At 64.3% G+C, this 24,396-nt stretch carries 19 protein-coding genes and 1 pseudogene; 9 read left to right on the top strand and 11 right to left on the bottom strand.

The features are described from left to right. The first annotated feature begins 23 nt into the window (after nucleotides 1-23). The 4 genes from FJ930_RS12835 to FJ930_RS12850 are packed head-to-tail and all read left to right on the top strand — an operon-like array spanning nucleotide 24 to nucleotide 5,755. Nucleotides 24-2,102: a hydantoinase/oxoprolinase family protein gene (locus FJ930_RS12835; RefSeq protein WP_141838047.1), complete on the top strand. Its 2,079-nt coding sequence runs from the start codon at nucleotides 24-26 to the stop codon at nucleotides 2,100-2,102. Nucleotides 2,103-2,106: 4 nt separating this feature from the next. After that, nucleotides 2,107-4,092 carry a hydantoinase B/oxoprolinase family protein gene (locus FJ930_RS12840; RefSeq protein WP_141838049.1) on the top strand — a complete coding sequence of 662 codons (1,986 nt, stop codon included), beginning with the start codon at nucleotides 2,107-2,109 and terminating at the stop codon, nucleotides 4,090-4,092. Then, nucleotides 4,089-4,391, top strand: coding sequence for a (2Fe-2S)-binding protein (locus FJ930_RS12845; RefSeq protein WP_141838051.1), 303 nt, complete (start codon nucleotides 4,089-4,091; stop codon nucleotides 4,389-4,391). Before FJ930_RS12840 ends, FJ930_RS12845 begins: the two co-directional genes overlap by 4 nt. Beyond that, on the top strand, nucleotides 4,388-5,755 hold the full coding sequence (locus FJ930_RS12850; protein WP_141838053.1) for an FAD/NAD(P)-binding oxidoreductase: 1,368 nt from the start codon (nucleotides 4,388-4,390) through the stop codon (nucleotides 5,753-5,755). The genes FJ930_RS12845 and FJ930_RS12850 overlap by 4 nt, the downstream gene beginning before the upstream one ends. A gap of 46 nt (nucleotides 5,756-5,801) precedes the next feature. Here FJ930_RS12850 and FJ930_RS12855 read toward each other — a convergent pair whose 3' ends face one another. Continuing rightward, a complete protein-coding gene (locus FJ930_RS12855; RefSeq protein ID WP_141838056.1) occupies nucleotides 5,802-7,127 on the bottom strand; it encodes an FAD-binding oxidoreductase in 1,326 nt (441 codons plus the stop codon). Nucleotides 7,128-7,351: 224 nt separating this feature from the next. Here FJ930_RS12855 and FJ930_RS12860 point away from each other — a divergent pair, with 224 nt between their 5' ends. Beyond that, the gene (locus FJ930_RS12860) at nucleotides 7,352-7,828 is read left to right on the top strand and encodes an Lrp/AsnC family transcriptional regulator (RefSeq protein WP_140745766.1); all 477 of its coding nucleotides are present in this window, start codon (nucleotides 7,352-7,354) and stop codon (nucleotides 7,826-7,828) included. A gap of 43 nt (nucleotides 7,829-7,871) precedes the next feature. Here FJ930_RS12860 and FJ930_RS12865 read toward each other — a convergent pair whose 3' ends face one another. Continuing rightward, nucleotides 7,872-8,813, bottom strand: coding sequence for a LysR substrate-binding domain-containing protein (locus FJ930_RS12865; protein WP_140745764.1), 942 nt, complete (start codon nucleotides 8,811-8,813; stop codon nucleotides 7,872-7,874). A gap of 72 nt (nucleotides 8,814-8,885) precedes the next feature. On the opposite strand from FJ930_RS12865, the gene FJ930_RS12870 reads away from it, so the two are divergent. Then, nucleotides 8,886-10,961 carry an NADH:flavin oxidoreductase gene (locus FJ930_RS12870; protein ID WP_141838058.1) on the top strand — a complete coding sequence of 692 codons (2,076 nt, stop codon included), beginning with the start codon at nucleotides 8,886-8,888 and terminating at the stop codon, nucleotides 10,959-10,961. Nucleotides 10,962-11,067: 106 nt separating this feature from the next. Continuing rightward, nucleotides 11,068-11,181 (top strand): annotated as a pseudogene (locus FJ930_RS12875) (Lrp/AsnC family transcriptional regulator); the annotation flags it as partial. Here FJ930_RS12875 and FJ930_RS12880 read toward each other — a convergent pair. The 7 genes from FJ930_RS12880 to FJ930_RS12910 form a co-directional block, all read right to left on the bottom strand. Further along, nucleotides 11,182-12,837 carry an ABC transporter ATP-binding protein gene (locus FJ930_RS12880; RefSeq protein WP_141838060.1) on the bottom strand — a complete coding sequence of 552 codons (1,656 nt, stop codon included), beginning with the start codon at nucleotides 12,835-12,837 and terminating at the stop codon, nucleotides 11,182-11,184. It lies immediately after the preceding pseudogene. Continuing rightward, a complete protein-coding gene (locus FJ930_RS12885; protein WP_140745758.1) occupies nucleotides 12,834-13,685 on the bottom strand; it encodes an ABC transporter permease in 852 nt (283 codons plus the stop codon). The genes FJ930_RS12880 and FJ930_RS12885 overlap by 4 nt, the downstream gene beginning before the upstream one ends. Beyond that, on the bottom strand, nucleotides 13,682-14,632 hold the full coding sequence (locus FJ930_RS12890; protein ID WP_141838062.1) for an ABC transporter permease: 951 nt from the start codon (nucleotides 14,630-14,632) through the stop codon (nucleotides 13,682-13,684). The genes FJ930_RS12885 and FJ930_RS12890 overlap by 4 nt, the downstream gene beginning before the upstream one ends. An 85-nt stretch (nucleotides 14,633-14,717) precedes the next feature. Beyond that, nucleotides 14,718-16,328: an ABC transporter substrate-binding protein gene (locus FJ930_RS12895; RefSeq protein WP_141838064.1), complete on the bottom strand. Its 1,611-nt coding sequence runs from the start codon at nucleotides 16,326-16,328 to the stop codon at nucleotides 14,718-14,720. A 64-nt stretch (nucleotides 16,329-16,392) separates the two neighbouring features. Then, entirely contained in the window at nucleotides 16,393-17,115 is a 723-nt protein-coding gene (locus tag FJ930_RS12900) for an HAD-IA family hydrolase (protein WP_141838276.1), read from the bottom strand. A 236-nt stretch (nucleotides 17,116-17,351) separates the two neighbouring features. Continuing rightward, complete coding sequence (locus FJ930_RS12905) at nucleotides 17,352-18,725, bottom strand: aspartate aminotransferase family protein (RefSeq protein WP_141838066.1); 1,374 nt, start codon at nucleotides 18,723-18,725, stop codon at nucleotides 17,352-17,354. A gap of 13 nt (nucleotides 18,726-18,738) precedes the next feature. After that, nucleotides 18,739-19,578 (bottom strand): GNAT family N-acetyltransferase, encoded by an 840-nt coding sequence (locus FJ930_RS12910; RefSeq protein ID WP_141838068.1) that lies wholly within the window; start codon nucleotides 19,576-19,578, stop codon nucleotides 18,739-18,741. 317 nt (nucleotides 19,579-19,895) lie between these two features. Between FJ930_RS12910 and FJ930_RS12915 the strand changes: the two genes are divergently transcribed. Both FJ930_RS12915 and FJ930_RS12920 read left to right on the top strand, forming a co-directional pair. After that, nucleotides 19,896-20,564 carry a haloacid dehalogenase type II gene (locus FJ930_RS12915; protein ID WP_141838070.1) on the top strand — a complete coding sequence of 223 codons (669 nt, stop codon included), beginning with the start codon at nucleotides 19,896-19,898 and terminating at the stop codon, nucleotides 20,562-20,564. Nucleotides 20,565-20,580: 16 nt separating this feature from the next. Next, on the top strand, nucleotides 20,581-21,855 hold the full coding sequence (locus tag FJ930_RS12920; protein WP_141838278.1) for an FAD-binding oxidoreductase: 1,275 nt from the start codon (nucleotides 20,581-20,583) through the stop codon (nucleotides 21,853-21,855). Between the two features lie 12 nt (nucleotides 21,856-21,867). On the opposite strand, the gene FJ930_RS12925 is transcribed toward FJ930_RS12920, so the two are convergent. Both FJ930_RS12925 and FJ930_RS12930 read right to left on the bottom strand, forming a co-directional pair. After that, entirely contained in the window at nucleotides 21,868-23,325 is a 1,458-nt protein-coding gene (locus FJ930_RS12925; protein WP_141838072.1) for an NAD-dependent succinate-semialdehyde dehydrogenase, read from the bottom strand. 17 nt (nucleotides 23,326-23,342) lie between these two features. Next, nucleotides 23,343-24,386 carry a tartrate dehydrogenase gene (locus FJ930_RS12930; protein ID WP_141838074.1) on the bottom strand — a complete coding sequence of 348 codons (1,044 nt, stop codon included), beginning with the start codon at nucleotides 24,384-24,386 and terminating at the stop codon, nucleotides 23,343-23,345. Between the last annotated feature and the right edge of the window lie 10 nt (nucleotides 24,387-24,396).

Genomic DNA, 24,396 nt, shown 5'->3' on the forward strand with positions numbered 1-24,396 from the left:
CGGCGGACAGGAAGGAACGCATCATGGACGGTACGATCGCGGCGAATGAGGCGCGGCAAGAGGCTGACTGGAAGGTCGGCGTCGACATTGGCGGGACATTCATCGATTTCTGCGCGCTCGAAGTAAACTCCGGACGCCTCGCTTCGCTGAAGGTGCTGACGACGCCGGAGGATCCCGGCGCCGAACTGATGACAGGTCTTGCCCTTCTGGCCGAGCGCGAAGGCTTTGATCCAGTCCGTATGACGCGCTTCGTGCACGGCACGACCGTCGGTATCAACACGATCATCCAGCGCAAGGGCGCGCCGCTCGCGCTGCTCACCAATGCCGGCTTCGAGGATGTCATCGAACTGGCTCGGCTTCGCATGCCGGACATGTATTCGCTGTTCTGCTCGCGGCCGGATCCGCTGATCTCGCGCGACATGGTCTTCGGCATTCCAGCTCGCATGCGCGCCGACGGGAGGGAGTCCAGGGCGCCGGACATGGCGGCGGTGGAAAGCGCGGTCGCTGCGGCGAAATTGAACGGTGCGCAAGGGATCATCATCTCCTTCCTTCATGCCTGGCGCAATGCTGCGCAGGAAGCCGCCGTCAAGGCGGTGATCACGCGCCTTGCGCCCGACCTGTTCGTCTTCACCTCTGCCGAGGTCTGGCCCGTCATCCGCGAATACGAGCGCAGCTCGACCGCCATTCTCAATGGCTATGTCCATCCGCGCGTCTCGGGCTATCTGACGGCGCTGGAAGAGCGGCTGAGGAGCCGCGGTGTACCGACGCGCCCGATGCTGACGAAGTCGAACGGCGGGCTGATGAACGCTGCGGAAGGCAAGCGCGCCTGCGTGAACATGCTTTTGTCGGGGACGGCGTCAGGAGTGATCGGCGCCTCGTGGCTGGCGCGCCAGGCTGGCGAGGACAAGGTTCTTACCCTCGACATCGGCGGGACCTCGGCCGACTTCGCCCTCATCATCGGCGGCAAGGCGCAATTCGGCACCGGCGAGTTGATCGGCGAATTCCCGCTCTATATCCCCTCCGTGTCGGTGAGCTCGATCGGCATCGGCGGCGGCTCGATCGCCGGTGTCGACGCGCAGGGTGTGCTGCGCGTCGGGCCGGAATCGGCTGGATCGACACCTGGGCCTGCATGCTATGGCCGGGGCGGCGAGCGGGCGACAGTGACGGACGCCATGGTGGTATGCGGTTGGCTCGGTCACAGCGAGATGGCCTATGGACAGCTTCGCATCGATACCCGGCTGGCATATCGCACGGTCGGTGACCTTGCCGCCCGGCTCGGCCGCCCGGTGGAGCAGACGGCCCAGGCGATCCTGGACATCGCCGTGTCGGAAATGTTCGTCGAGGTCGAGAAACTCGCCTCGCGCGCCGGCGTGGACCTGCGCGAATTCACGCTCATGCCCTTCGGCGGCGGCGGCCCGATGCTCGGCGCCTTCCTTGCCCGCGAACTTGGCATGAAACGCGTCATGGCGCCGCGCCGCCCCGGCGTGGTGTCGGCCCTGGGTGGGCTGGTGGCGGATCTGCGCGGAGATTTCATCCGGACCGTCTTCAGCCCGCTGTCGGACGCGTCGCTGCCGGCAATTCGCGAGGCCTTCGACGCGCTTGCGGGTGAGGGCCGTCATTGGCTCGCAGCGCAGGGGTATAACGCGGCCGCGGAACTCAATCTCTTCTGCGACATGCGCTATGTCGGGCAGAGCTATGAGATCGAAGTGGTCCTTTCGCCGCAATGGCTGGCGGACGGCGATATGGCCGCCATCGTGCAGGCTTTTCATCTCACCCATCAGCAACTCTACGATTTTCACGATCCGGACGGCGACGTTGAGCTTGTAAACATCCGGCTATCCGCCATAGGCGCGGGGCCGAAACTTTCCCTCCCGCAAGCCGATGAGGTCGACGCCCCGGCCAATCCGGCACGACGGCTCGCGGTCTATACGGGACTCGGCGTCGAGACCGTCGACCTTCACGACCGGCAAACCCTCGTGCCTGGCAGCACGTTCCATGGGCCTGCCGTGGTCGTTCAGGAAGATACAACGTTTGCAATCCCCGCGGGAGCGCAGGCACGGGTCGACCGCCATCTCAACCTTCTGCTCACCTTCCCGGAGTGACGCCATGTTTGACCGCACAAACCTGCAGGTTCTGGCGAACCATGCCCGCGCGGCGGCCGAAAACATGGCCCACACGCTCCACCGCACCGCGCACTCTGCCTTCGTCAAGGAGACGCAGGACTTCACGGTGATGCTGATGGACAGCACGGGCGCGACCTTCGCCGTGCCGATGGAACTCGGTGCCACCTGGTATCCGGGGCTTTCGTACCACCGCGCGATCGCGATGGTCAGCGACTACCGGCCGGGAGATGTTGCCTTCACCAACGATCCCTATTCCGGCCACGTCGCCACGCATGCGCCCGACACGCATCTATGGAAGCCGGTCTTCGTCGACGGGGAGATCGTCGCCTGGACCGGCGGACACATCCACAACACCGACATGGGCGGGGCGGTGCCGGCCTCGCTCAGCCGGGCGCTGACCGAAATCCACCAGGAAGGCATCCGCTTTCCGCCGATGAAGCTGGTGAAGGAGGGCGTCTTCGACGAGACCATCCTGCGCATCATGAGCACCAATGTGCGCAAGCCCGACCTCAACATCGGCGACATCAAGGCGCTGGTCGGCGCACTCAACACCGGTGAGCGCAAGATCCAGGCGATGGTGAAGAAGTTCGGCAGGGCCGGCTTCGTCGAAGGCGTCGCCGCGCTTCTCGACCACGCGGAGGCACAGGCGCGTGACGTGCTCCGCGCCATGCCCGACGGCACATGGGAGTTCGCCGACTATGCCGACGAGGATTCGGTCGAAGCCAATCCTTGCCGGCTGAAGCTGACGCTGACGATCAGGGGCGACGAGGCGGTGCTCGACTTCACCGGCTCCGATCCGCAGCTCGGCTCCTCGCTCAACGTGCCCTCGGGCGGCGACCCGCGCCACACCATGCTGCTGGTAGGCGTCTACTATGTGCTCTACACGCTGAACCCGAAGATCCTGCTCAACGCGGGCCTCACCCGGCCATTTACTTGCATCACGCCCCTGGGTTCGGTGCTCAATCCGGTCCACCCGGCCGCCGTGGGCATGCGCTCGCTGACCTGCGCCCGGCTACGCTCGGTTATCTTCGGCGCTTTCTCGCAGGCCGTGCCAGAGCGGCTGCCCGCAGCACCGGCCGGCAACAACTGCATCGTCAACGTCATGACCACGGACGAGCGCACCAGCCGGACCGTCATCGCGGCGGTGAACCCCGTGGTGGGTGGCGGCGGGGCGATGCCGCATCGCGATGGGACAAACGGATCGGGCGCGGATGCCGCCTATCTCAGGAACACGCCGATCGAGATCACCGAAACCGAAACCCCGGTCGAATTCGTGAAATACGGGCTCGCCAGGGACAGCGGTGGTGCGGGCCGCTGGCGCGGCGGGCTGGCGACCGAAATGGCCTTCCGCGTCTTCGCCCCCGACTCCAGGATTACAGCACGCAACCGCGACCGCAGCTTCTTCCGTCCCTGGGGCGTGCTGGGCGGCAAGGCGGCCGGCTTGTCGGACATGGTCGTCAATCCCGGGACCGAGCACGAGCGGCGGCTGGGCAATATCGACACGGCGGTCCTGCAGCCAGGTGACATGCTCGAGATCCGCTCCGCTGGGGGCGGTGGGCGTGGCGATCCGTATCAGCGCGAGCCGTGGCAGGTCGCGCGTGACGTGCGGCGCGGCTATGTCTCGGCGGCAGCGGCCGAGCGCGATTACGGCGTCGTCCTGCGCGGCGGCGAGGTCGACGAGCAGGCGACGAGGCAGCAGCGCGCACGGCACGGGCCCCCTGCCGGCCATTTCCATTTCGGTCCGGAGCGCGACGGCTACGAAGCACAGTGGACGCCGGCCTCCTATGATCGGCTCCACGCTCTGTTGGATGCCTTGCCGATCCATTGGCGGTTCTTCGCCAAGACAGAAATCTTCCGGCGCATGAAGGGACGCGCCGGGCCGGAGGGCGTTCAGGCGGCCTTCGATGCGGTCTGCGAACGCTTCCCCGAACTGCCGCATCCTTGCCCGGTGCGAGAGGCCGCGGAATGATCACGCCCGGCCGCATCGTCCGGCTGGCGGAGCGCGACCGGGCAGAGGTGCATTTCCTTCTCGCCGGTGAGATGCGCGGCGCGCTCGCGGGAGACACCGTGCTGACCGCCATGCTGGCATCAGGACACGCCTTGCGGAACTCCGAGTTCGGATCGGAGTCGCGCGCCGGTTTTTGCCTGATGGGCGCCTGCCAGGACTGCTGGGTTTGGCAAGAGGAGGGACCGTGTCTGCGCGCGTGCACAACCCTGATTGCCGAGGGCATGCGGCTGCGCACGACGCCGCCGGAGAACTGGCCGTGAGCGATCTTGCCTCGCCGCGGATCGTGATCGTGGGTGCAGGCCCCGCCGGTATAAGGGCTGCGGCGACGCTGGTCGATGCTGGCTTCCATCCGATTGTGATCGACGAGGGGCAGCGCGCGGGCGGACAGATCTATCGTCGCCCGCCTGCCGGGTTTACCCGCCCCCCGCAGCAGCTCTACGGGTCGGAGGCGCAGAAGGCGCGCGCGCTACATTCGCTCTTCGACCAGCTGGCCGCAGAGGGGCGGCTCACCCATTATGCGCGCAGCTCGGTCATTGCCGTGCATGAGGGTCGTCTGCATGTTCTGCGGGAGAGCGGCGTCCAGGTGATCTTCTATGACCGTCTGATCCTTGCCACTGGCGCATCCGACCGCGTTGCTCCCGTCCCCGGCTGGCAGAGCGCCGGCGTCTACAGCCTCGGCGCGGCGCAGATCGCGCTGAAGGCACAAGGCGTGGCACTCGGGCGACGGATCGTCCTGACGGGATCCGGGCCTTTACTGACCCTGGTTGGCGCCCAACTCGTCAAGGCCGGCGCCCATGTGCCGGCGGTGCTCGACACCTCTCCCTGGCGCCAGCAACTACGAGGGCTGTGGGAGCTTGCCGCTCGGCCAGTCGTCGCGTTGCGCGGCTTGGTTATGCGAGCGCAGCTTGGTGGCCGTTATCATGCGGGCGTGACGCTCGAACGGATCGAGACCGACGGGTCGGGCGTGGCGGCGGTGCGCTGGCGCGACGCTGGTGGAAGGCAGCGCGCCACATCATGCGACATGGTGGGCATGGGCTGGCATTTGCGGGCCGAGACGCATCTCGCCGACCTGGCAGGATGCGCCTTCACCTATGACGAACAGTGGCGGCAATGGCTGCCAAAGATCGATCGGATGGGTCGGGCCGGCAATGGGATTTATCTCGCCGGCGATGGGGTCCGTCTCCTCGGGGCGGACGGCGCGGAGATCGCTGGGTGCCTTGCCGCGGCCGCCTGCCTTGCCGATCTCGGACGTCCGGCGCCTTCCGCCAACGCCGATCTGCACAAGCTCGCGCGGCTCGAGCGCTTTGCCCGCGGTCTGGCTTGCGCGTTTCCCTGGCCGTCCGAGATGGTGCGGGCACTGCCCGAGGACGCGATCGTCTGCCGCTGCGAGAATGTGAGCGCGGGCGTCGTGCGCGAGAGCGCGGACGCCGGCGGCGGCGAGGCCAACAGGGTGAAGTCGCTTTCGCGCGTCGGCATGGGGCGCTGCCAGGGGCGCTACTGCCAACTGGCCGCCGTCGAACTCGTTGCGGCGAAGGCCGGTTGCAAGCCCGACGCCGTCGGCCGGTTTCGCGGGCAGGCGCCTGTCCGACCAGCGCCGATCGGCGCCTTTCTTCGGGAAAGCTGATGTGATTGCTAAAGCCACGGCTATGGGGGCGGGCATGAATCGCCTCTCAGAAGTCGGCGACCTTGCCCCAGGCCGAAGCGTCGAAGCGGCGCGGATCGTAGGGTGTCGCATCGACGATCGGTTCCGACCCGACCACCAGATCGGCGACGAGGTGTCCAGCGCCGGGCCCGATGCCGAAGCCATGACCCGAAAATCCGGCAGCCAGGAAGAAACCCGGAAGGGTAGGGATCTCGCCGATGGCGGGCACGCCGTCCGGCGTGCTGTCGATGTAACCGGCCCAGGCCGCGCTGATCGTCGTCTTGCGCAGCGCCGGCAGCAACTCAAGCGCACGGGCATGGGTCAGGCGGATGGTCGCCTGGTCCGGGGCCGGATCGAGAATGCGCATGCGCTCCATTGGCGTCGGTTGGTCGAGCCGCCAAAGCTGGAGCGTTTCGTGCCCAGAACGCATACCCTGCAGCCCGCCGGGCGCGAGGCTGCGCCACCGCCTCAGGAACATCGGCACGAACTGCGACGAAAAGCGCAGTTGCTGCGGCGTGACGTCCACGCGTCCGCGACCGCTTATGGCGAGCGTATAGCCGCCGTTGCCGCGACGTGTAACCGAGATCCGTGCCGTGTGCAGCGCATCCGGAAGGCCCTCCGCGCCTGGCGACACGGACAGGATGGAGGAGCGAACCGAGGCCTGCGGGAAGCGGAAGCCAAACTGATGGCAAAAGGAGGAGGCCCAGGCGCCGCCAGCCAGGACCGCCACCTTGGTGCGGATCGTCCCGTTTTCGGTGACCACGGCGCTCAGGCGTCCGCCCTCGGTCTCGATGCCGCGTGCGGCGCAATTCTGGTGCACTGTGCTTCCGAGCTTCAGGATGGCACGAGCGACCGCGGGCGCGGCTTGCGACGGATCGGCGGTGCCGTCGGTTGGCGAGAAGACGCCGCCCTTCCACGTCAGGCCCGTGGCGCCGCCCCGCTCGCTGGCCTGGGCGCCGTCGAGCATGTGCGTCGTGACGCCAGCCGTTCTGGCAAAGTCGCGCCAGCGCGCCCACCCGGCCAGTTCCGCCTCGTCATTGCTGAGGTAGAGCAGGCCGTAGCGGCGAAAGCCGGTGTCTTCCCCGGTCTTCGCCGCAAAACGCTCCCACAGATCGAGGCTTCGTGTCGCCATCGGCAGTTCGCGGGCGTCGCGGTTCTGCTGGCGGCACCATCCCCAGTTCCGGGAGGACTGCTCGGCGCCGATGCGTCCTTTTTCGACGAGCGCAACCTTCATGCCGCGCTCCGCCAGGTAATAGGCCGTGAAGACGCCGACGACGCCGCCGCCGATTATAACCGCGTCCGCGGCTTGCGGCAGTTCGCCGGATGTCTCGATTTGCTGCAGCGGCGCGCGCATGATCCTCTCTCATTTGACGTTTCAATCTATCGCGTTGCGCAGGCAGCCGCTGCTGCAGTTGAAGGCGAAGCAGAATTTTATTCCGACGACCCCGTGGAAATCGGAAGTCCCTGCGTTTCAAAGCAGTGTTCGTTCGGATGGACAGGCAGACGGGCTGTGGTAGTGTCGATGGTTATTGGCACGGCAGCATTTTGTGCTGTGGCTTGCGTTGTTCGGAGACGGCCATGAAACTGGATCGGATCGACATCAAGATTCTGCACGAACTGCAGAAGAACGGCCGCGTCACCAATGTGGAACTGGCCGAGCTGGTCCATTTGTCGCCGAGCCCATGCCTGATGCGGGTCAAGAAACTCCAGTCGGAGGGCTATATCGAAGGCTATTCCGCGCAGATCAATATCGGCAAGCTCGGCCAGATGCTGACCGTGTTCACTGAGATCACCTTGAGGAACCATCGCCAGGTGGACTTCGCCCGCTTTCTCGCCGTGGTGGAGAAGATCGACCAGGTCATCGAATGCCATCTCGTCTCGGGCGGCTACGATTACCTGATTAAGTTCGTCACCGCCGGCATTGGCGAGTACCAGACGATCATGGAGCGGCTGACCGATATGGATATCGGCATCGACAAATATTTCAGCTTCGTGGTGCTGAAGTCTCCCATCGTCAAGGCGCACATGCCGCTGCCCAGCCTGTTTCCGATGTAGTCGGCGCTGGCCGAGCCGTGCTGCATTTGTGGCCTGCCGTCCGCTACAAGATGTCCGGCCGCAAGATCGGGTGCAGTGCCTTCAATTCGGCTTGCATCTCGGCGACCATCCAGGCGCGGATGTCAGAAACGATCGGCCGTAGCGGCCGTGAGCGCGGTGCAATAAGCTGATGGATCCGGCCCGTATTGATCTGCCGGTCCGAAGCTGGGACAAGGGTTCCCTGAAGCAACGCTCTTGAGACGTTGCTGAGCCAGCCGAGCGCCACGCCTTCCCCGTTCATCGCGGCCTGAAGCACGACCGCGTAGTCGGAAAATTCGAGCCACTTTGCCCTGCTGGTCCTGCGGTTGGCCACGTTGCCCCAAGCGTCCAGCCACTGCTCCTTGGCGTCCGTCAGATGCAGCAGGGCATGACCCTCCCCAGTCCCGGCATGCATCAACCGACCGTGGGCTGACAAATAGGATGGGCTGCATACCGGAACAATGATTTCCGGCGAGAACGCCCAGCGGTGATAGTGGGTGTCGTCGTCCGACAGGATCCTCGTGGCAAGGTCGACATTCTCGGCCGGCCCTCTCAGAACGCCCGCGATCAGTTCGAACCTCAGGTCCACATCCGGAAACCTCGTGTTGAAAGCTCCTAACCTGGGAACGAACCAATATGTTGCCAGAGAACTCGATAGAGAGAGGGTGACCATCGGCTTTGCAGCACCGCTCTGCTTGATTCTCCGGATCACCTCCTCGATGCCGTCAAACCCCTCCCGCACGGCCGAATAGAGGGCACGCCCTTCTGCGGTCGGGGCCAATCCCGCTGGACTGCGCGTGAAAAGCGCGACCCCAAAATCGGCCTCGAGCTGGGCGATGCTGCGGCTGACCGACGGTTGCGTGACGTTGAATTCGCGCGCTGCGGCGGTGAAACTGCCAGAGCGGACAGCAGCTTCGAAAACAAGCAGTCCGCGCGCGGAAGGGATGAGTTTTGCGAAACTGGCCATACGCTCAGCGTATAGCCACCGTAACAATTTTCAAGCTTTCTCCAGCCTCACAAATGACGGACTATAACCTTCATGAATGGGAGGGGGCACGACGTGAACACAGCGGCATTTCCAGCAGGCGGCGCGTCCGGCGATCCTCTGCTTCAGCCGTTTCGGCTCAAGGGTCTGACGCTGCGCAACCGTGTCGTCAGCACCAGTCACGCCTCGATGCTGGACGATGGCGGGCTGCCGCTCGAGCGCTACCAACGCTACCATGAGGAGAAGGCGCGCGGCGGCCTGGCGATGACCATGGCGGGCGGCTCGGCCATGACCTCGCCCGACTCCAGTTGGGGTGGCGGTCAGCTGGACCTTTCGACCGATCGCATCGTCCCTCATCTCCAGTTGCTATCGCAGCGAATCCATCGCCACGGCGCCGCCGTCATGTGCCAGGTCTCACATCTTGGCCGGCGCGCCACCGCCTACGCCGGGAACTGGCTCCCGCCGGTGGCACCGTCACGCATCCGAGAGACGCGAAACCGGAATTTCCCGAAGGAGATGGACGCTGCGGACATCGGCAGGATCATCGAGGATTACGCCAGCGCCGCCAGGCGCTGCCGTGACGGAGGTCTGGATGGCATCGAAACCGTTGCCGGCGGCCATCTGATCGGGCAATTCCTGTCGCGTAGAACCAATAGGCGCACGGACGCCTACGGCGGCTCGCTGGAAAACCGTGCCCGCTTCGGCTTGATGGTTCACGAGGCGATCCGCCGCGCAGTCGGCGACGACTTCGCTGTGGGTATCCGCTTCGTGATCGACGAGGCGGTCGAAGACGGACCGGATTTCGAGGAATGCCTTGATTTCGCCCGGCTGTTCGAGCGGGAAGGCCATATCGACTTCTTCAACTGCATCTTTGGCCGCATGGACACTGAGCTGTCCCTGGCCGAGCAAAACATGCCCGGCATGTTTAGCCCCAGCGCGCCGTTTTTGCCCGTGGTCGGCAGGTTCAAGCGGGAAACCAAACTGCCCGTGATCCACGCCGCGGCAATCCGGGATGTAGCCACGGCTCGACATGCCATCCGCGAAAACCTGGTCGATCTGGTCGGCATGACCCGGGCGCATATCGCCGACCCCCATATCGTCAACAAGGTGATGCGCGGAGAAGAAGAACGCATCCGCCCGTGTGTCGGCGCATCCTATTGCCTGTACAAGAAGGTGCAGTGCATTCACAACCCGGCCAGCGGCCATGAGACGATCGTCAACCACATCATTGACCGGGCCGAAACGCCGAAACGGGTGGTCGTGGTCGGCGGTGGCCCGGGTGGGATGGAAGCGGCACGGGTCGCCGCCGAGCGCGGACACAAAGTGACCCTGCTTGAAGCCGGAGCACGGCTTGGCGGACAGGTGCTCGTCGCGGCCTCCGCCTCCGACCGCAAGGATCTCATCGGCATAGTCGACTGGCGCACCGGCGAACTCACTCGCCTTGGTGTGGAAGTTCGTCTCAACACCTATGCGGACGCAGCAGTGGTCCTCGCCGACAAACCGGACGCGGTCATCATCGCCACCGGCGGCGTTCCCGACATGGAGTGGCTGGAGGGCGCCGAACATTGCCACAGCGTCTGGGACGTCTTGACCGGGGTGGTGCCGGCGAAGGACGATGTGCTCATCTACGATGAGACCGGACGCCAGGCCGCAATTTCCTGCGCTCTGCATCTTGCCCGTCTGGGGCGCTTGGTCAGCCTGGCCATAGCGGACGACACCCTGGCGATCGAGACGCCTTATCCGGACAGGGTGAGTTTTCGCAAACGCGCCTCGGAACGCGGCATCCGCGTCATCAGCGACGTGCGCCTGGTCAAGGCAGCACGCCAAGGCAACGGAATAGCCGCCACATTCCGGCACGAACTCACCGGTGCGGAAACGGAAGTGCTCGCAGCCCAACTCATTGTCGAGCGCGGCACCGCCCCCATGGAGGATACCTACCAGGAATTGCGTGCGTGCTCAGCCAACAACGGCGTCACCGACATAGCACTCATGACCGGCGCGGGGACAAAGGAAGCTGATAATGCCCAAGCCGCTGGATCGTTTGTCTTGCACCGCATTGGAGACGCGGTTGCCAGCCGGGACATCTACTCGTCGATCTACGAGGCCTACCGGCTCTGCTCGCAATTGTAGCGTCGGGAGAGTTCCGCGGCACGGATGACGGCGGAGCTAACGGCGGCTCCCAAAACCTCTATTCCTGGACAGTTCATCAAACTCGATCGAATTGACATCGAGATCCATGGAGCAGCTCACCGACATGGATATCGGCATTGACAAATATTTCAGCTTCGCGGTGCTGAGGTCTCCCACCGTCAAGACGCATATGTCGCTGCCCAGCCTCTTTCCCTTGTAGTCAGCGATGGCCGTACTGGCTGACCAGCTCGGGGTCTCGGACGAGGCTATCGAGCCACGTCGGATCGAGCTTCGGGACTGAGGAGAACAGAAGCTTCGAATAGGGGTGGGTGGGCGCCTGCAGTTTGTCGGGCGTGATCTGCTCCACCCGCTCGCCATTGTACATGACCATGATCTGGTCACAGATGGCCTCGACGACCGAGAGGTCGTGGCTGATGAAAATGTAGGAAAGGCCCAACTCGCGCTGCAGTTCCTTGAGCAGTTCGATCACGGCGGCCGCCACCACCGCGTCGAGCGCCGAGGTGATTTCGTCGCAGATGATGAGCTTGGGCCCGGCCGCCAGGGCGCGCGCGAAGTTCACCCGCTGCTTCTGGCCGCCCGAGAGCTCCGACGGGCGACGGTAGCGCAGCGCCCTGGGCAGGCGGACCATGTCAAGCAGTTCGTCGACGCGCTTCGAGCGCGCCTGCTGGTCGAGCCGGTGATAGAAGGCCAGTGGACGGGAGATGATGTCTTCGATCGCCTTGGCTGGATTGAGCGCGGTGTCGGCATACTGGAACACGATCTGCATCTCGCGCAGCTGGTCCTGGCTGCGTTTGCCTGCGGCACGCTCCAGTTGCTTGCCGTCGAAGATGATGTCGCCGGCCGCCGCCGGATGAATGCCGGCGATGACGCGCGCCAGCGTCGATTTTCCGCAGCCGGATTCGCCGATGACGCCGAGGTTGCGCCCTTTCTCGACGACCAGGCTGACGGAATCGACGGCCCTGATGAGTGGCAGTCCGTCATCTCGCAGCGCGCCATAGCCGGCCGTCACATTATCGATGCGCAGCAACGGCTTCGCGCCGGCATCTGCATCCGCGTGCGCTTGCCGCGGCTTCGGCTCGAAGGCAGCCAGCAGTTCGAGCGTATAGGGGTGCTGCGCAGCCGAAAGAATCTGAGTCGTGGTGCCGGTCTCCTGCACTTGGCCGCCCTTCAGCACCACAATGTGGTCGGCGATCTGGGCAACGACCGCGAGATCGTGCGAAACGTAGACACCCGCTATCCCGCCGGCCCGCATGACCGACTTGAATGCCTTCAGCACATCGATCTGCGTCGTCACGTCGAGCGCCGTCGTAGGTTCGTCGAAGATGACCAGCTTGGGATCGCCGATAAGTGCCATGGCCGCCGACAGCCGCTGCAACTGCCCACCTGAAACCTGGTGCGGATAACGGGCGCCGATTCCTTCCGGGTCCGGCAGCGACAAGGCCCTGAACAGCTCGACCGCGCGCTTTCGCGCCTGCTCGGACGGCATCAGCCTGTGGATGCGCGTAACCTCGATCACCTGCTCCATGATGGTGGACGAAGGGTTGAAGGAGGCGGCGGCACTTTGCGGAACATAGGCAATGTCGGTGCCTCGCAACCTGGCGCGCTGCTTTTCGGAAAGCGCGGCCATGTTCTTGCCGTTCACATTGATTTCGCCGCCGGTGATCCGGCAGCCAGATCGCGCGTGTCCCATGAGCGAGAGCGCCACCGTTGTCTTGCCGGAGCCGCTCTCGCCGATCAGGGCGACGATCTCGCCATCGGCGATGTCGAGGCTGACGCCCTTGATGATCTCGACGACGCGTCCGGCGTCGGTCGTCGCCTCGATCCTCAGGTTCCTGACCTCGACGAGATTGGTCATGCGTCCCTGTCCCTGATCTTCTGCGGCAGGTTGTCGATCAGCAGGTTGACGCTGATGGTCAGGCTAGCGATCGCCAGCGAAGGCACGATGACTGCAGGCGCCGCGAAGGGCAGGCCGCCGATGTTCTCGCGCACCAGCGCGCCCCAATCGGCGAGCGGCGGCTGCAGGCCGAGCCCCAGGAACGAGAGGCCGGAGAGCAGGAGCACGATGAAGACGAAGCGCAGGCCGAAGTCGGCAAGCACCGGACGGATGATATTGGGCAGAATCTCCGACCCGATGAGATAGACGGTGCTCTCGCCACGGACGCGAGCGACGGTCATGAAGTCCATGGTGTTGATGTTGACGGCGAGCGCCCGCGCGAAGCGGTAGGCGCCTGGTATATAGATGACGGCCAGCGTCAGGATCAGCGCCGGGATCGACGAGCCGACCGCGGCGACGACCACAAGGCCGAACAGCTTGCTGGGGATGGAATTCATGGCGTCGAGGAAGCGGCTGAGGCAGATGTCGAGCCAGCCACCGGTGACGGCCGCGATCATCCCCAGCACGACGCCCGAAAAGCAGGCGATGGCGACGGAGGCGAGCGATATGCCGACGGTGTAGCGCGCGCCCATAAGCACCCGCGAGAGCATGTCGCGCCCCAGATAGTCCGAGCCGAGCCATAGCCCCTGACGCATCGGGCCGAAATAATCGTCGTCGACGATGTCTCCAATCGAATGAGGAATGATGTAGGGCGCGAGGATCGCGACAAGCGTCCAAGCCAGGATGACCAAAGCGGCCACGATGCCCACGAGGCTGTAGCTGTGGCCCAGGAAGGATCGACGGGAGGTTGTGGCGCGCGCAATCGTCATCTGAGCCTCGGGTTGGACATGATGGCGACGACATCGGCGGCGGTGATGAGCAATAGATAGCCGAGGCAGAAGATCATCGCGCAGCTCTGGATCAGCGGCAGGTCTCGGGTGGCGACGGCATCGACCATCAGCTTGGCGATGCCGGGATAGTTGAAGATCGTCTCGACGATGATGACGCCGCCGACCAGATAGGACAGCGAGAGCGCGACCGCGTTGACGATCGGCCCGAGCGCATTGGGGAGCGCGTGTCTCAGCACCATGCGGCCGCGTGAGGCGCCTTTGAGCAGCGCCATCTCGACATAAGGCGTGGAGAGCGTCTCGATGACCGCGGCGCGGGTCATGCGGATCATCTGAGCGGAGATGACGAAGGTCAGCGTGATCACGGGCATTGCATAGATGCGCACGAGGTCGGTCAGAGTATGCGCCTCATTGACCGAGGACAGCGCCGGCAGCCATTTGAGATAAACGGCGAAGAGCAGGACCGCGAGGGTCGCGACCATGAATTCCGGCACGGAGATGACGCCGATCGAAACGACGGTGACGGTGCGGTCGTAGAGGGAGCCGCGCAGCATGGCGGCGGTGATACCCAACGTCAGCGCCAGGGGCACCGAGAGCAGGGTGGTGATGCCGGCAAGCTCCATGGTGTTGACGAAGCGCCCACCGATCAGCGCCGCGACCGGCATCTGGTTGGCATAGGAAGTGCCGAGATCGCCGTGGAGCAGGCCGAGAAGCCAGCGCAGGAAGCGCAGGATTGCCGGATCGTTGAGATGCATGGCCTCGCGCAGGCCGGCGACGGCTTCGGGTGTAGCCGCCTGGCCGAGCAGGATCGACGCGGTGTCGCCGGGCAGCATGCTGGTGGCGAAAAAAACGGCGAACAGCACGATCAGAAGCGTGACCGCCGCGATCCCCAGCCGCTTCAGCACGAGGTTGAGAACCCCAGACGTCATGGAAGCGCTCCTGCGGTTGTTCGGCCAAGTAATCTTGCGCAACGAAATGCCGGGGGCTGGCTGACTGGCCCCCGGCTGGCTTCCCTCAGGCTTCGAGCCAGAGATATTCCGCCATTGCGTACCCCATCATGCCACCGAGCGGGTTCGCCTCCAAACCCTTCACCTTGCTGGAGAGGGCATCCACGTTGGAAATGTAGGCCGGGATGATGGTGCCGGCCTCCTCGGAGACCATAGCCTGCATCTGGCCATAGATCTCCTTGCGCTTGGCCTGGTCGAGCAGGCCGCGCGCCTCGATGAGCATCTTGTCGAACTTCTCGGACTTGTACTGGCTTTCGTTCCACGGCGCGTTGGATGCGTAGAGGAGCGAGAACAGAATGTCCGGCGTGGGGCGCGGATTGATGTTGCCGAAATGGATTGGCGCCTTGAGCCAGTAATTGTCCCAGTAGCCGTCGGCCGGGACACGCTGGACGTCGAGCTTCATACCGATATCCGCGCCGGCGGCCTGGATGATCACAGCCATGTCGATCGACGAGGTGGCGGCGTCGGAAGCGACCACCGGGATGGACTGGCCGAGCAGGCCTGCCTTCTGGAAGTGGAACTTCGCCTTGTCCGGGTCGAAAGCCTTCGGCTTGACGTCGGCGTTGTGGAAGACATTGGCCGGCGAGACGGGCTGGTCGTTGCCGACTTCACCGAGGCCACGCAACGCCGATTTGACGATCTGCTCGCGGTTGACGAGATATTTCATGCCGGCCACGAAGTCGGCCTTGTTGCCGGGGTCCATATCGAGCCGAATGTTGAGATCCGTGTAGTTGCCCGAGGTCGTCTTCGACAATTCGAAACCCTGCTGGCCGCTGATGAGCTTCATCGCGCGCGGATTGATCGAGGCGGCGAAGCTGATGTCGCCGGACAAGAGCGCGTTGACACGGGCGCTGTCGTCACTGATGGCGATGAATTCGAACGAATCCAGGTAGGGCTTGCCCGATTTCCAGTAGTTCTTGTTCTTGGTGACCACCGAACGCACGCCAGGCTCGAACGTTTGCAGCACGAACGCGCCGGTGCCATTGCCCTTGGAAAAGTCCGTGGTGCCGTCCTGGACGATCATGAAATGGTGCAGCGCCAGGATGGTCGGCAGGTCGGCATTCGGGTCGGCGAGCGTGATTTCCACGGTCGACTTGTCGATCGCCTTAAAGCCGGTCATCTGCGCCGCGATCTTGGCGACCTTGGAACCGACCGACTTGTCGAGATGGCGCTTCAGCGAGAAGACGACGTCGTCGGCGGTGAGGTCCTTGCCGTCGTGGAAGGTGACGCCCTTGCGCAGCTTCACGGTCCAGGTCTTGGCGTCCTTGCTGTCGAAGCTTTCGGCCAGCTCCATCTGCGTGACGCCATCCTTGTCGAGGAAAGTCAGTCGGTTGTAGAGCGAGCAGCAGCGGACATAGTCGGTGGAGAGCGACGCCTTTGCCGGATCGAGTGTGTCGGCGGTCGAGGACGACCAGCCGGCGGCTTTGAAATTTCCGCCGGAAACCGGCGTGGCGGCTACGGCCTGGGTGGCGCGGCCGAGCACCACGCTGCCCGCGGCAATCGCGGCGCCACCGGCCAACAGCATCTTGAGAAGTTCGCGGCGGTTCGCGCCCCGCCGAATGGCATTTTCGACCATGGCATCGTCTGCGCTGGTCCAGTTCGTGATCTTGTCTTTCATGTTCATTCCCCTTTCTGTTGTTTGGTCAGGATGCTCGTCTTGCTGCGGCTTTCCGGGCTTTGGCTCAGGTTCGTTCCTTCAGGCTTTCCCGAACGGCCGCTGCAAGGGAGGCCATCGAGGTGAAGTGGTGGTCTGGTACGGTGAAGCGCTCGGGCTCGATCGTGCCGCCATAGCCCTTCTGGGCGTGCCGGCGTTCGATCCAGCAATTGGACATGCCGAGCGCCCGGGATACGCCGATGTCGTGATGCTGGCTTTGCGCGACGTGCAGGATGTCGTCCTTGCTGTCGCCCCTTGAGGCGACGAAATCGAAGACCTTCTGGAAGAAAGCAGGGTCGGGTTTCTCCGTGCCGGTCTCGTCGGCCGTGAAGGTGGCGAAGAAGGGTGATCCGAGCTGCTTCTCGAAATGATCGAGCGCCCAGCGCCGGGCATTGGTCATGGCAATCAGCTTGTGTGACTTCGCAAGCTCGGCCAATGCCGCCTCACTGTCGGGGAAACCTTGCCAGGCACTGGCGGAGTCCCGCAGCCGGACGCCATATTTCTCCTCGGCCGGCAGACCGAGTTGTGGGGCCATAACCATGTAGACACGCACGAGATCGTCGGGAAACAGGCCCGCATCGGGCATGTAGCGAGCCTGCCGGTACAGGGCCAGCGCGGCTTCGCAATCGATGGCAACGCCGGCCTCGGCGGCAATCCCGGCCAAGCAGGTCGTAATGCCGCCTTCGAAGTCGATCAGCGTGCCGACAACGTCGAAGGTCATATATTTGGATTCGCTGAAGCCCCTGGCCAAGACTGGCTCTCCTCTGCGCGCGGCCGCATTAATCGTGCTGAACAGAACAAAGTTCCGTGCTGTCCGGAGCGTCGGCCTTTTCAAAGGCCCGGAACTTCGGGTCTTCTGGCCTTGTCTTAACAGCAGTCTGGCACTTCCCCCGCGCTGGATTCGCCGAAAAGGCGTGAGGGGGCGGCACAAAATTGCGAAATCATCTGCCCCGGCGATATTTCGAGACACGAAATATTCGCTGCCCGTCATGGCAGGGCCTGGCGAACATCCAGGTCCTCTAGCGTCTGGTCAAGCGTTCGGCGCGTGCGCTCCACGATCACGTCGATGTCGCTGTCTGTGCAGCACAGCGGGGGTGCATAGCCGATAACCCCATGCGCAAACGCACGGATGATGAGGCCGTTGTCCCATGCCCTGTCGAAGACCCGCCGCGCCGGCATGGCCGACGCTGGAAGCGGTGTCTTCCTCTCTTTATCGACCACAAGTTCGATCGCCGCGAGCATGCCGCGACCGCGCACATCGCCGACCAACGGATGGTCGCGCAAGCCCGACAGGCCAGCCATCAGGCGGGCGCCGGCCTTGATGCCGTTCTCCAGAAGACCGTCTTCGTAGAGCTTCAACACTTCGAGGGCGACGGCGGCGCTGACCGGGTGGGCGGAATAGGTATAGCCGTGGCCGACGGCCGAGGCGCCCGCGCCATCGGCGATGACCTCGTAGACATGGTCGGCCATGAACACCGCGCCCATCGGAACATAGCCCGAGGTCAGGCCCTTCGCCGTCGTCATGAAATCGGGAACGATGTCCTCGTCCGTGCAGGCAAACAGGGGCCCAGTGCGGCCGAAGCCGGTGATCACTTCGTCGGCGATGAACAGGATGCCGTACTCCCGGCAGAGTTCGCGCATGGCCTTGATCCAGCCTTTCGGCGGGACGATGACGCCGCCCGAGCCCTGGATCGGCTCGGCATAGAAGGCGGCGACCCGCCACGGCCCGATCTCCTCGATCTTGGCCTTTAGCGCGGCAAGCGACGCGGCGATGATCGCGTTCCCATCCTCGCCTACCGGGTTGCGATAGGGATAGGGGGAAGGGATCTTGTGCTGCCATTCGAAGGGAATGCCGAAGCCGGCATGAAAGGCGGGCAGGGCGGTGAGGCCCGCGCCGACCACCGACGACCCGTGATAGCCCTGCTCGATGGATATGAACTGGTCGCGTTTCGGCTCGCCCCTCGCATTCCAGTAGTAGCGGACGAAACGGATCGTGCTGTCGACCGCGTCGGAACCCCCGAGCGTGAAATAGACGTGATTGAGATCGCCGGGCGCGCGCTCGGCCAGCTCCGAGGCGAGCCGGATGGCCGCCTCCGAGCCGAGATCGAAATAAGCCGTGGCGTAGGGAAGCTCGCGCATCTGCCGGGCTGCCGCCTCGACTATGCTGTCGTGGCCATAGCCGGCATTGACGCACCACAACCCCGCGAAACCGTCGAGAAGTTGCCGGCCGGACGCATCGGTCACGGTGGCGCCCTTGGCCGATTTCAGCACGCGTACGCCGACCGCCTCATGGCCACGGTATGAGGCGACAGGATGGATAAGATGGGCGCGGTCGAGTTCGATCAGGGAATTGGCGAGCATTGTTGTCTCCGGACTAGCCGAGCGCCTGGTTGGCGAGGGCGAAAATTCTTGGCCTGGACTGTTCAGTATCTTTCTTGGGCGGACGGTCCATGGCCACCCCGCCGCCGACATGGGCGAGGCCGATTTCCTCGAGCCAGCCGGCAATGCCGGTCCTGCTGTCGGTATCGACACGCAGGAAGGCGCCGGGGCGGGTCGCGGCGAAGAACGCGATTAGGGCCTTCGCGGCGTCAGCACTTCCCGCGATGACCGGACCGATCACCTCGCCGCGTCCGAACGGTCGGATCGCGGCATAGGCCTCGATAACCCCGTTGCGGCGGATCATGGCGAATTGGCCGCGCTCGGCCAGCGCATCGATCAAGGCTTCACGGTCGGCGCCATAGGCACCGCGGTCCAGCGCCTTAATTTCCGGCAGGTCATCGGCGCCTGCTGCGTCCACGCCGTCGGGCGCCTCAAGCTCGGTGACCTTGCCCTGATGCTGCATGATGGTGCCGGAGGGCACGAAGCCCAGCTTCTGATAAAGAGGCATGCCGTCGGTCGTCGCGACGAGCCGCAGCGGACGTTCGCCCGCGAGGGTGAAGGCTTGCTCCATGAGACGGCGCCCGAGCCCCTTGCCCCGCGCGTCCCTGTCGACGATCACCATGTTGATCATGGCGCAGTCCTTGCCGTAGGGCGTGACCAGGATGGTTCCGGTGACGCGGCCCTGGTCGTCGAGCGCGACCGCGCCGCTCGAAAGCTGCAGCGCCATCTGCCAGTCCTGCTGCCGATGCGGCCATTTCTCCTGGCGGGAAAGCGCCACCGCGCCCTCGATGTGGTCGGGCCGGAAGGCCTGGAGTTCGATCTCGCCCTGCTGCATTGAGCGTCCTTTCGTCTGATGCCAAGTTTCGGCTATTGGCGCGCAGCAGATCGTCTGAAGACCTCGACTTTGGCAGTATCTTTCGCCGTAGCGTGAGGGGCGCGCCGCATCTTGTGCCGGCGCCGTCCGAAGCGAGCGCGCCACGCCACGAGATCGCGCTGCCATCGCCAGGCAAGATGCTACAGCGTGCCAAACGGGATGGCGGATACGGAACTTTCTGCTTTCGGGAGGTTCATTTCGGTCAGGTGGCTCGCCGTATGCCGGCATATGATCAAGCATCCCGAATGCGGATGTGCTTCTACCGGAGATCGACGGACATGGCTTCCTTTAGGCCCAAATACATCACCTTCGACTGCTACGGCACGTTGACCTTCTTCCAGATGGCGGAAGCGGCGCGCGATCTCTACGGCAGCCGTCTCGACGAACAGCGCATGCAGGAGCTCATAAAGAACTTCGCGGCCTACCGGCTCGACGAGATCATGGGCGACTGGAAGCCCTATGCCGACGTCGTCCACAACGCGCTCGAGCGCTCCTGCAAGCGCAACGGCGTCGCTTTCAGCGCCGAGGACGCCAGAATGGTCTATGAGCGTGTTCCGACCTGGGGGCCTCACGCGGACGTTCCGGCCGGCCTGGCGAAGGTCGCCAAGGAAATCCCGCTGGTCATCCTCTCCAACGCCATGAACGCGCAGATCATGTCCAATGTCGAAAAGCTCGGCGCGCCATTCCATGCCGTCTACACGGCCGAACAAGCGCAGGCGTACAAACCCCGCTTCAGGGCGTTCGAGTATATGTTCGACATGCTGGGCTGCGGCCCGGAAGAGGTGCTTCACTGTTCGTCTTCGTTCCGCTACGACCTGATGTCGGCACACGACCTCGGCATCAAGAACAAGGTCTGGGTCAACCGGGGCCACGAGCCGGCCAACCCGTATTACGGCTATGTCGAGATCGCCGATATTTCGGGTCTTCCGGACGTGGTTGGGCTTTGAGACAGACAGGATGCCGATGAAGTTGGTCTCCTACTGGCACGACACCGCCCCAGTCTTTTCCGGCGGCGCGCAAGGCCCGGTCGAGGGGCACTACGACGCCGCCATCATCGGCGGCGGCTTCACCGGTCTCGCCGCCGCGCGCCATTTGGCGAAGGCCGGCGCGAAGGTGGCGGTGCTGGAAGCGGAGCGGGTGGGCTGGGCCGCATCCGGGCGCAATGGCGGGCACCTGAACAACGGCCTCGCACATAGCTACCTTTCGGCCAAGGCGGAGCTCGGCAGGGAACGGGCGATCGCACTTTACCGCGCGCTGGACAGTTCCATCGACACTATCGAGGCGCTGGTCGCCGAGGAAGGCATCGATTGCAATTTCCGTCGCGCCGGCAAGCTGAAACTCGCCTCCAAGCCGCAGCATTTCGAGGCGATTGCGCGCAACTTCGAAGCCATTCATGCCGAAGTGGATCCGGACACGGCGTTGCTGTCGGCGACCGATCTCAAGTCCGAGATCGGCTCTCCCTTCCATGGCGCGATGCTGTCGAAGAAGAGCGCCATGATGCATATGGGCCGCTATGTGGCCGGTCTCGCCACGGCCGCCGTCCGCCACGGCGCCGTCATCCACGAGAATGCGGTGGTGACTGACCGCAAGCAGGCCGGCAACAGGCATGAGATCACCACCTCCCGTGGCCAGATCAGCGCCGACAATTTGCTGGTGGCGACCGGGGCCTACACCACGCCGAATTTCGGGTATTTCCGCCGCAGGATCATCTCCGTCGGCAGCTTCATCATCGCCACCAGACCGTTGAGCGATGCCGAGATCGCATCGACCATGCCTGGCAACCGGACATGTGTGACCTCGATGAACATCGGCAACTATTTCCGGCTTTCGCCGGACAAGCGCCTGATCTTCGGCGGCCGCGCCCGCTTTTCGGCGACATCCGACCAGCGCTCCGACGCCAAGAGCGGACAGATATTGCAGGCGGGCCTCGCCGCGATTTTCCCGCAACTCGCCAAGGTCGAGATCGACTATTGCTGGGGCGGGCTGGTCGACATGACCAAGGACCGTTTCCCGCGCGCCGGCTACCAGGACGGAGCCTGGTACGCGATGGGCTATTCCGGCCACGGCGCGCAGCTTTCCACCCATCTCGGCATGATCATGGCCGACGCCATGCTCGGCCGCGAGGACCGCAATCCGATGAAGGGGCTCGAGTGGCCGTCAATTCCCGGCTATTCCGGCAAGCCCTGGTTCCTGCCGATGGTCGGGCTCTACTACAAGGCGCTCGACCGGATACGGTAATCGGGGCTGGGTTCAGCCCAGCCCGCCGATGTGAAAACTCTTCATCTCGAGATATTCCTCGATGCCGGCCTGTGCGCCCTCGCGCCCGAGGCCGGACTGCTTGATGCCGCCGAAGGGCGCCACCTCCATCGAGACTGAGCCGGTGTTGAGCCCGACCATGCCGAACTCCAGTGCCTCGCCGACACGCCAGGCGCGTTGCAGGTTTTCGGTGTAGAAGTAGGAGGCAAGCCCATAGGGCGTGCCGTTGGCCAGCGCGATTGCCTCCTCTTCCGTCTCGAAGCGGAAAAGCGGCGCGACCGGACCAAAGGTCTCCTCGCCGGCGAGCTGCATATCCTTTGTGGCGCCCGTCAGCACCAGCGGCGCGACATACTGACCGCCCTCCGGCAACGCCGGGCTCTTTGTGACGATCGAGGCGCCTTTGGCGAGCGCGTCCTCGACGTGCCGGTTGATCTTCTCGACCGCTGCCATGTTGATCATCGGCCCGATGGCGACGCCGGGCTGTGTGCCTGGCCCGACTGTCATGGCGTTGACGCGGGCGGAAAGCTTCGCGGCGAAAGTTTCGTAGACGCCGGCCTGGACGAGGATGCGGTTGGCGCAAACGCAGGTCTGACCGCCATTGCGGAACTTCGAGGCGAGCGCGCCCTCGACGGCGAGGTCGAGGTCGGCGTCGTCGAAGACGATGAAGGGCGCATTGCCGCCGAGTTCGAGACTGAGCCGCTTCACGCTGTCGGCCGCCCCGCGCATCAGCAGCGAGCCAACTCGCGTCGAGCCGGTGAAGGAGATCTTGCGCACGGTCTCGTTCGCCATGATCTCATTGCCGATCTCGGTCGGCATGCCGGTGACGATATTGATGACGCCGGCGGGAATGCCCGCCCGTTCGGCGAGCACGCCGAGCGCCAGCGCCGAATAGGGCGTGAACTCGGACGGCTTGACGACCACCGTGCAGCCGGCGGCGAGCGCCGGCGCGACCTTGCGGGTGATCATTGCGTTGGGAAAATTCCACGGCGTGATGATACCGCACACCCCGACCGGTTCCTTCAGCACGATGATGCGGCGGTCGGACGTCGGCGAGGGGATGGTGTGGCCGTTGATGCGACGCGCTTCCTCGGCGAACCATTTGACGAAGGATGCGCCATAACGGATCTCGCCCCTGGCCTCATCCAGCGGCTTGCCCTGTTCCGTCGTCAGGATCAGTGCCAGATCGTCCAGATGCGCGAGCATCAGGCTGTGCCAGGCCTCCAGCAGGACAGCGCGTTCGGCGTTGGTTTTTTTCCTCCAATCCCGGTAGGCGGAAACCGCGGCGTCAATTGCCGCGCGGGTCTCGGAGCAGGCCATGTCGGGCACCGCGCCGATCGCGGTCTGCGTCGCCGGATCGATGACATCGACCGTTCTGCCGGAGCCGGCCCCGACCCATTCGCCACCGATCAGGCCTGCCTCGCGGAAGAGAGTGTTGTCCTTCAAGTTTTTCATCGAAAACGACCTTGCAATCAGGTGAGTGCCGCGATGACGGTGGCCGTGATGGCCTCCGTCCGGTCCTTGCCGGCGATGGTGCCGATGCCTCTGGCGGTCGTCGCCTCGAGCGCCTTGATGACGCGGCCGGCCGCAGCCTTTTCGCCGAGATGATCGAGCATCATGGCGCAGGACCAGATGGCGGCGATCGGATTGGCGATGCCGAGATGGGCGATGTCAGGCGCGGAGCCGTGCACCGGCTCGAACATGGATGGCGCCGAACGGTCGGGGTTGATGTTGGCGGAGGCGGCGTAGCCCAGTCCGCCCTGGATCGCAGCGCCGATATCGGTCAGGATGTCGCCGAAGAGGTTCGAGGCGACGACCACGTCCAGGCTCTCCGGCGCCATGATCATGCGCGCGGCAAGCGCATCGACATGATAGCTGGTCACGGCGACGTCGGAGTATTCCGCGGCGAGCTTTCGCGTGATCTCGTCCCAGAACACCATCGAATATTTCTGCGCATTGGATTTGGTGACGGACGCAAGCTTGCCCCGCCGTGCCCGCGCCTGCTCGAAGCCGAAGCGAAGGATGCGCTCCACGCCGGCGCGGGTGAAGATCGAGGTCTCCACCGCGACCTCGTCCGCAGTGCCTTGATGCACGCGCCCGCCGGCGCCGGAATATTCGCCTTCGGTGTTCTCGCGGATGCATAGGATGTCAAAGTTTTCCGCCCGTAATGGTCCCCTGACGCCGGGAAGCAGGCGGTGCGGCCGGATGTTGGCGTACTGCACGAATGCCTTGCGGATCGGCAGCAGCAGGCCGTGAAGCGAGACCGAATCCGGTACCTCCGCCGGCCAGCCGACGGCGCCGAGGAGGATGGCGTCGAAGCCGCGCAACGTCTCAATGCCGCCCTCTGGCATCATGCGGCCGGTCTCCTTGTAGAATTTGCAGGACCAGGGGAATTGAGTTGCCGTCAGGGCAAAGCCTGCGTGCTGGGCTGCCGTTTCCAGTACCGCCCAGGCGGCGGCGGTTACATCGTGGCCGATGCCGTCACCGGGGATCAGGGCGATCGAATAGGACTTCATCGGCATCTCT

Origin of the sequence: Mesorhizobium sp. B2-4-15, assembly GCF_006658505.1 — a bacterium.
Taxonomy (GTDB): Bacteria; Pseudomonadota; Alphaproteobacteria; order Rhizobiales; family Rhizobiaceae; genus Mesorhizobium.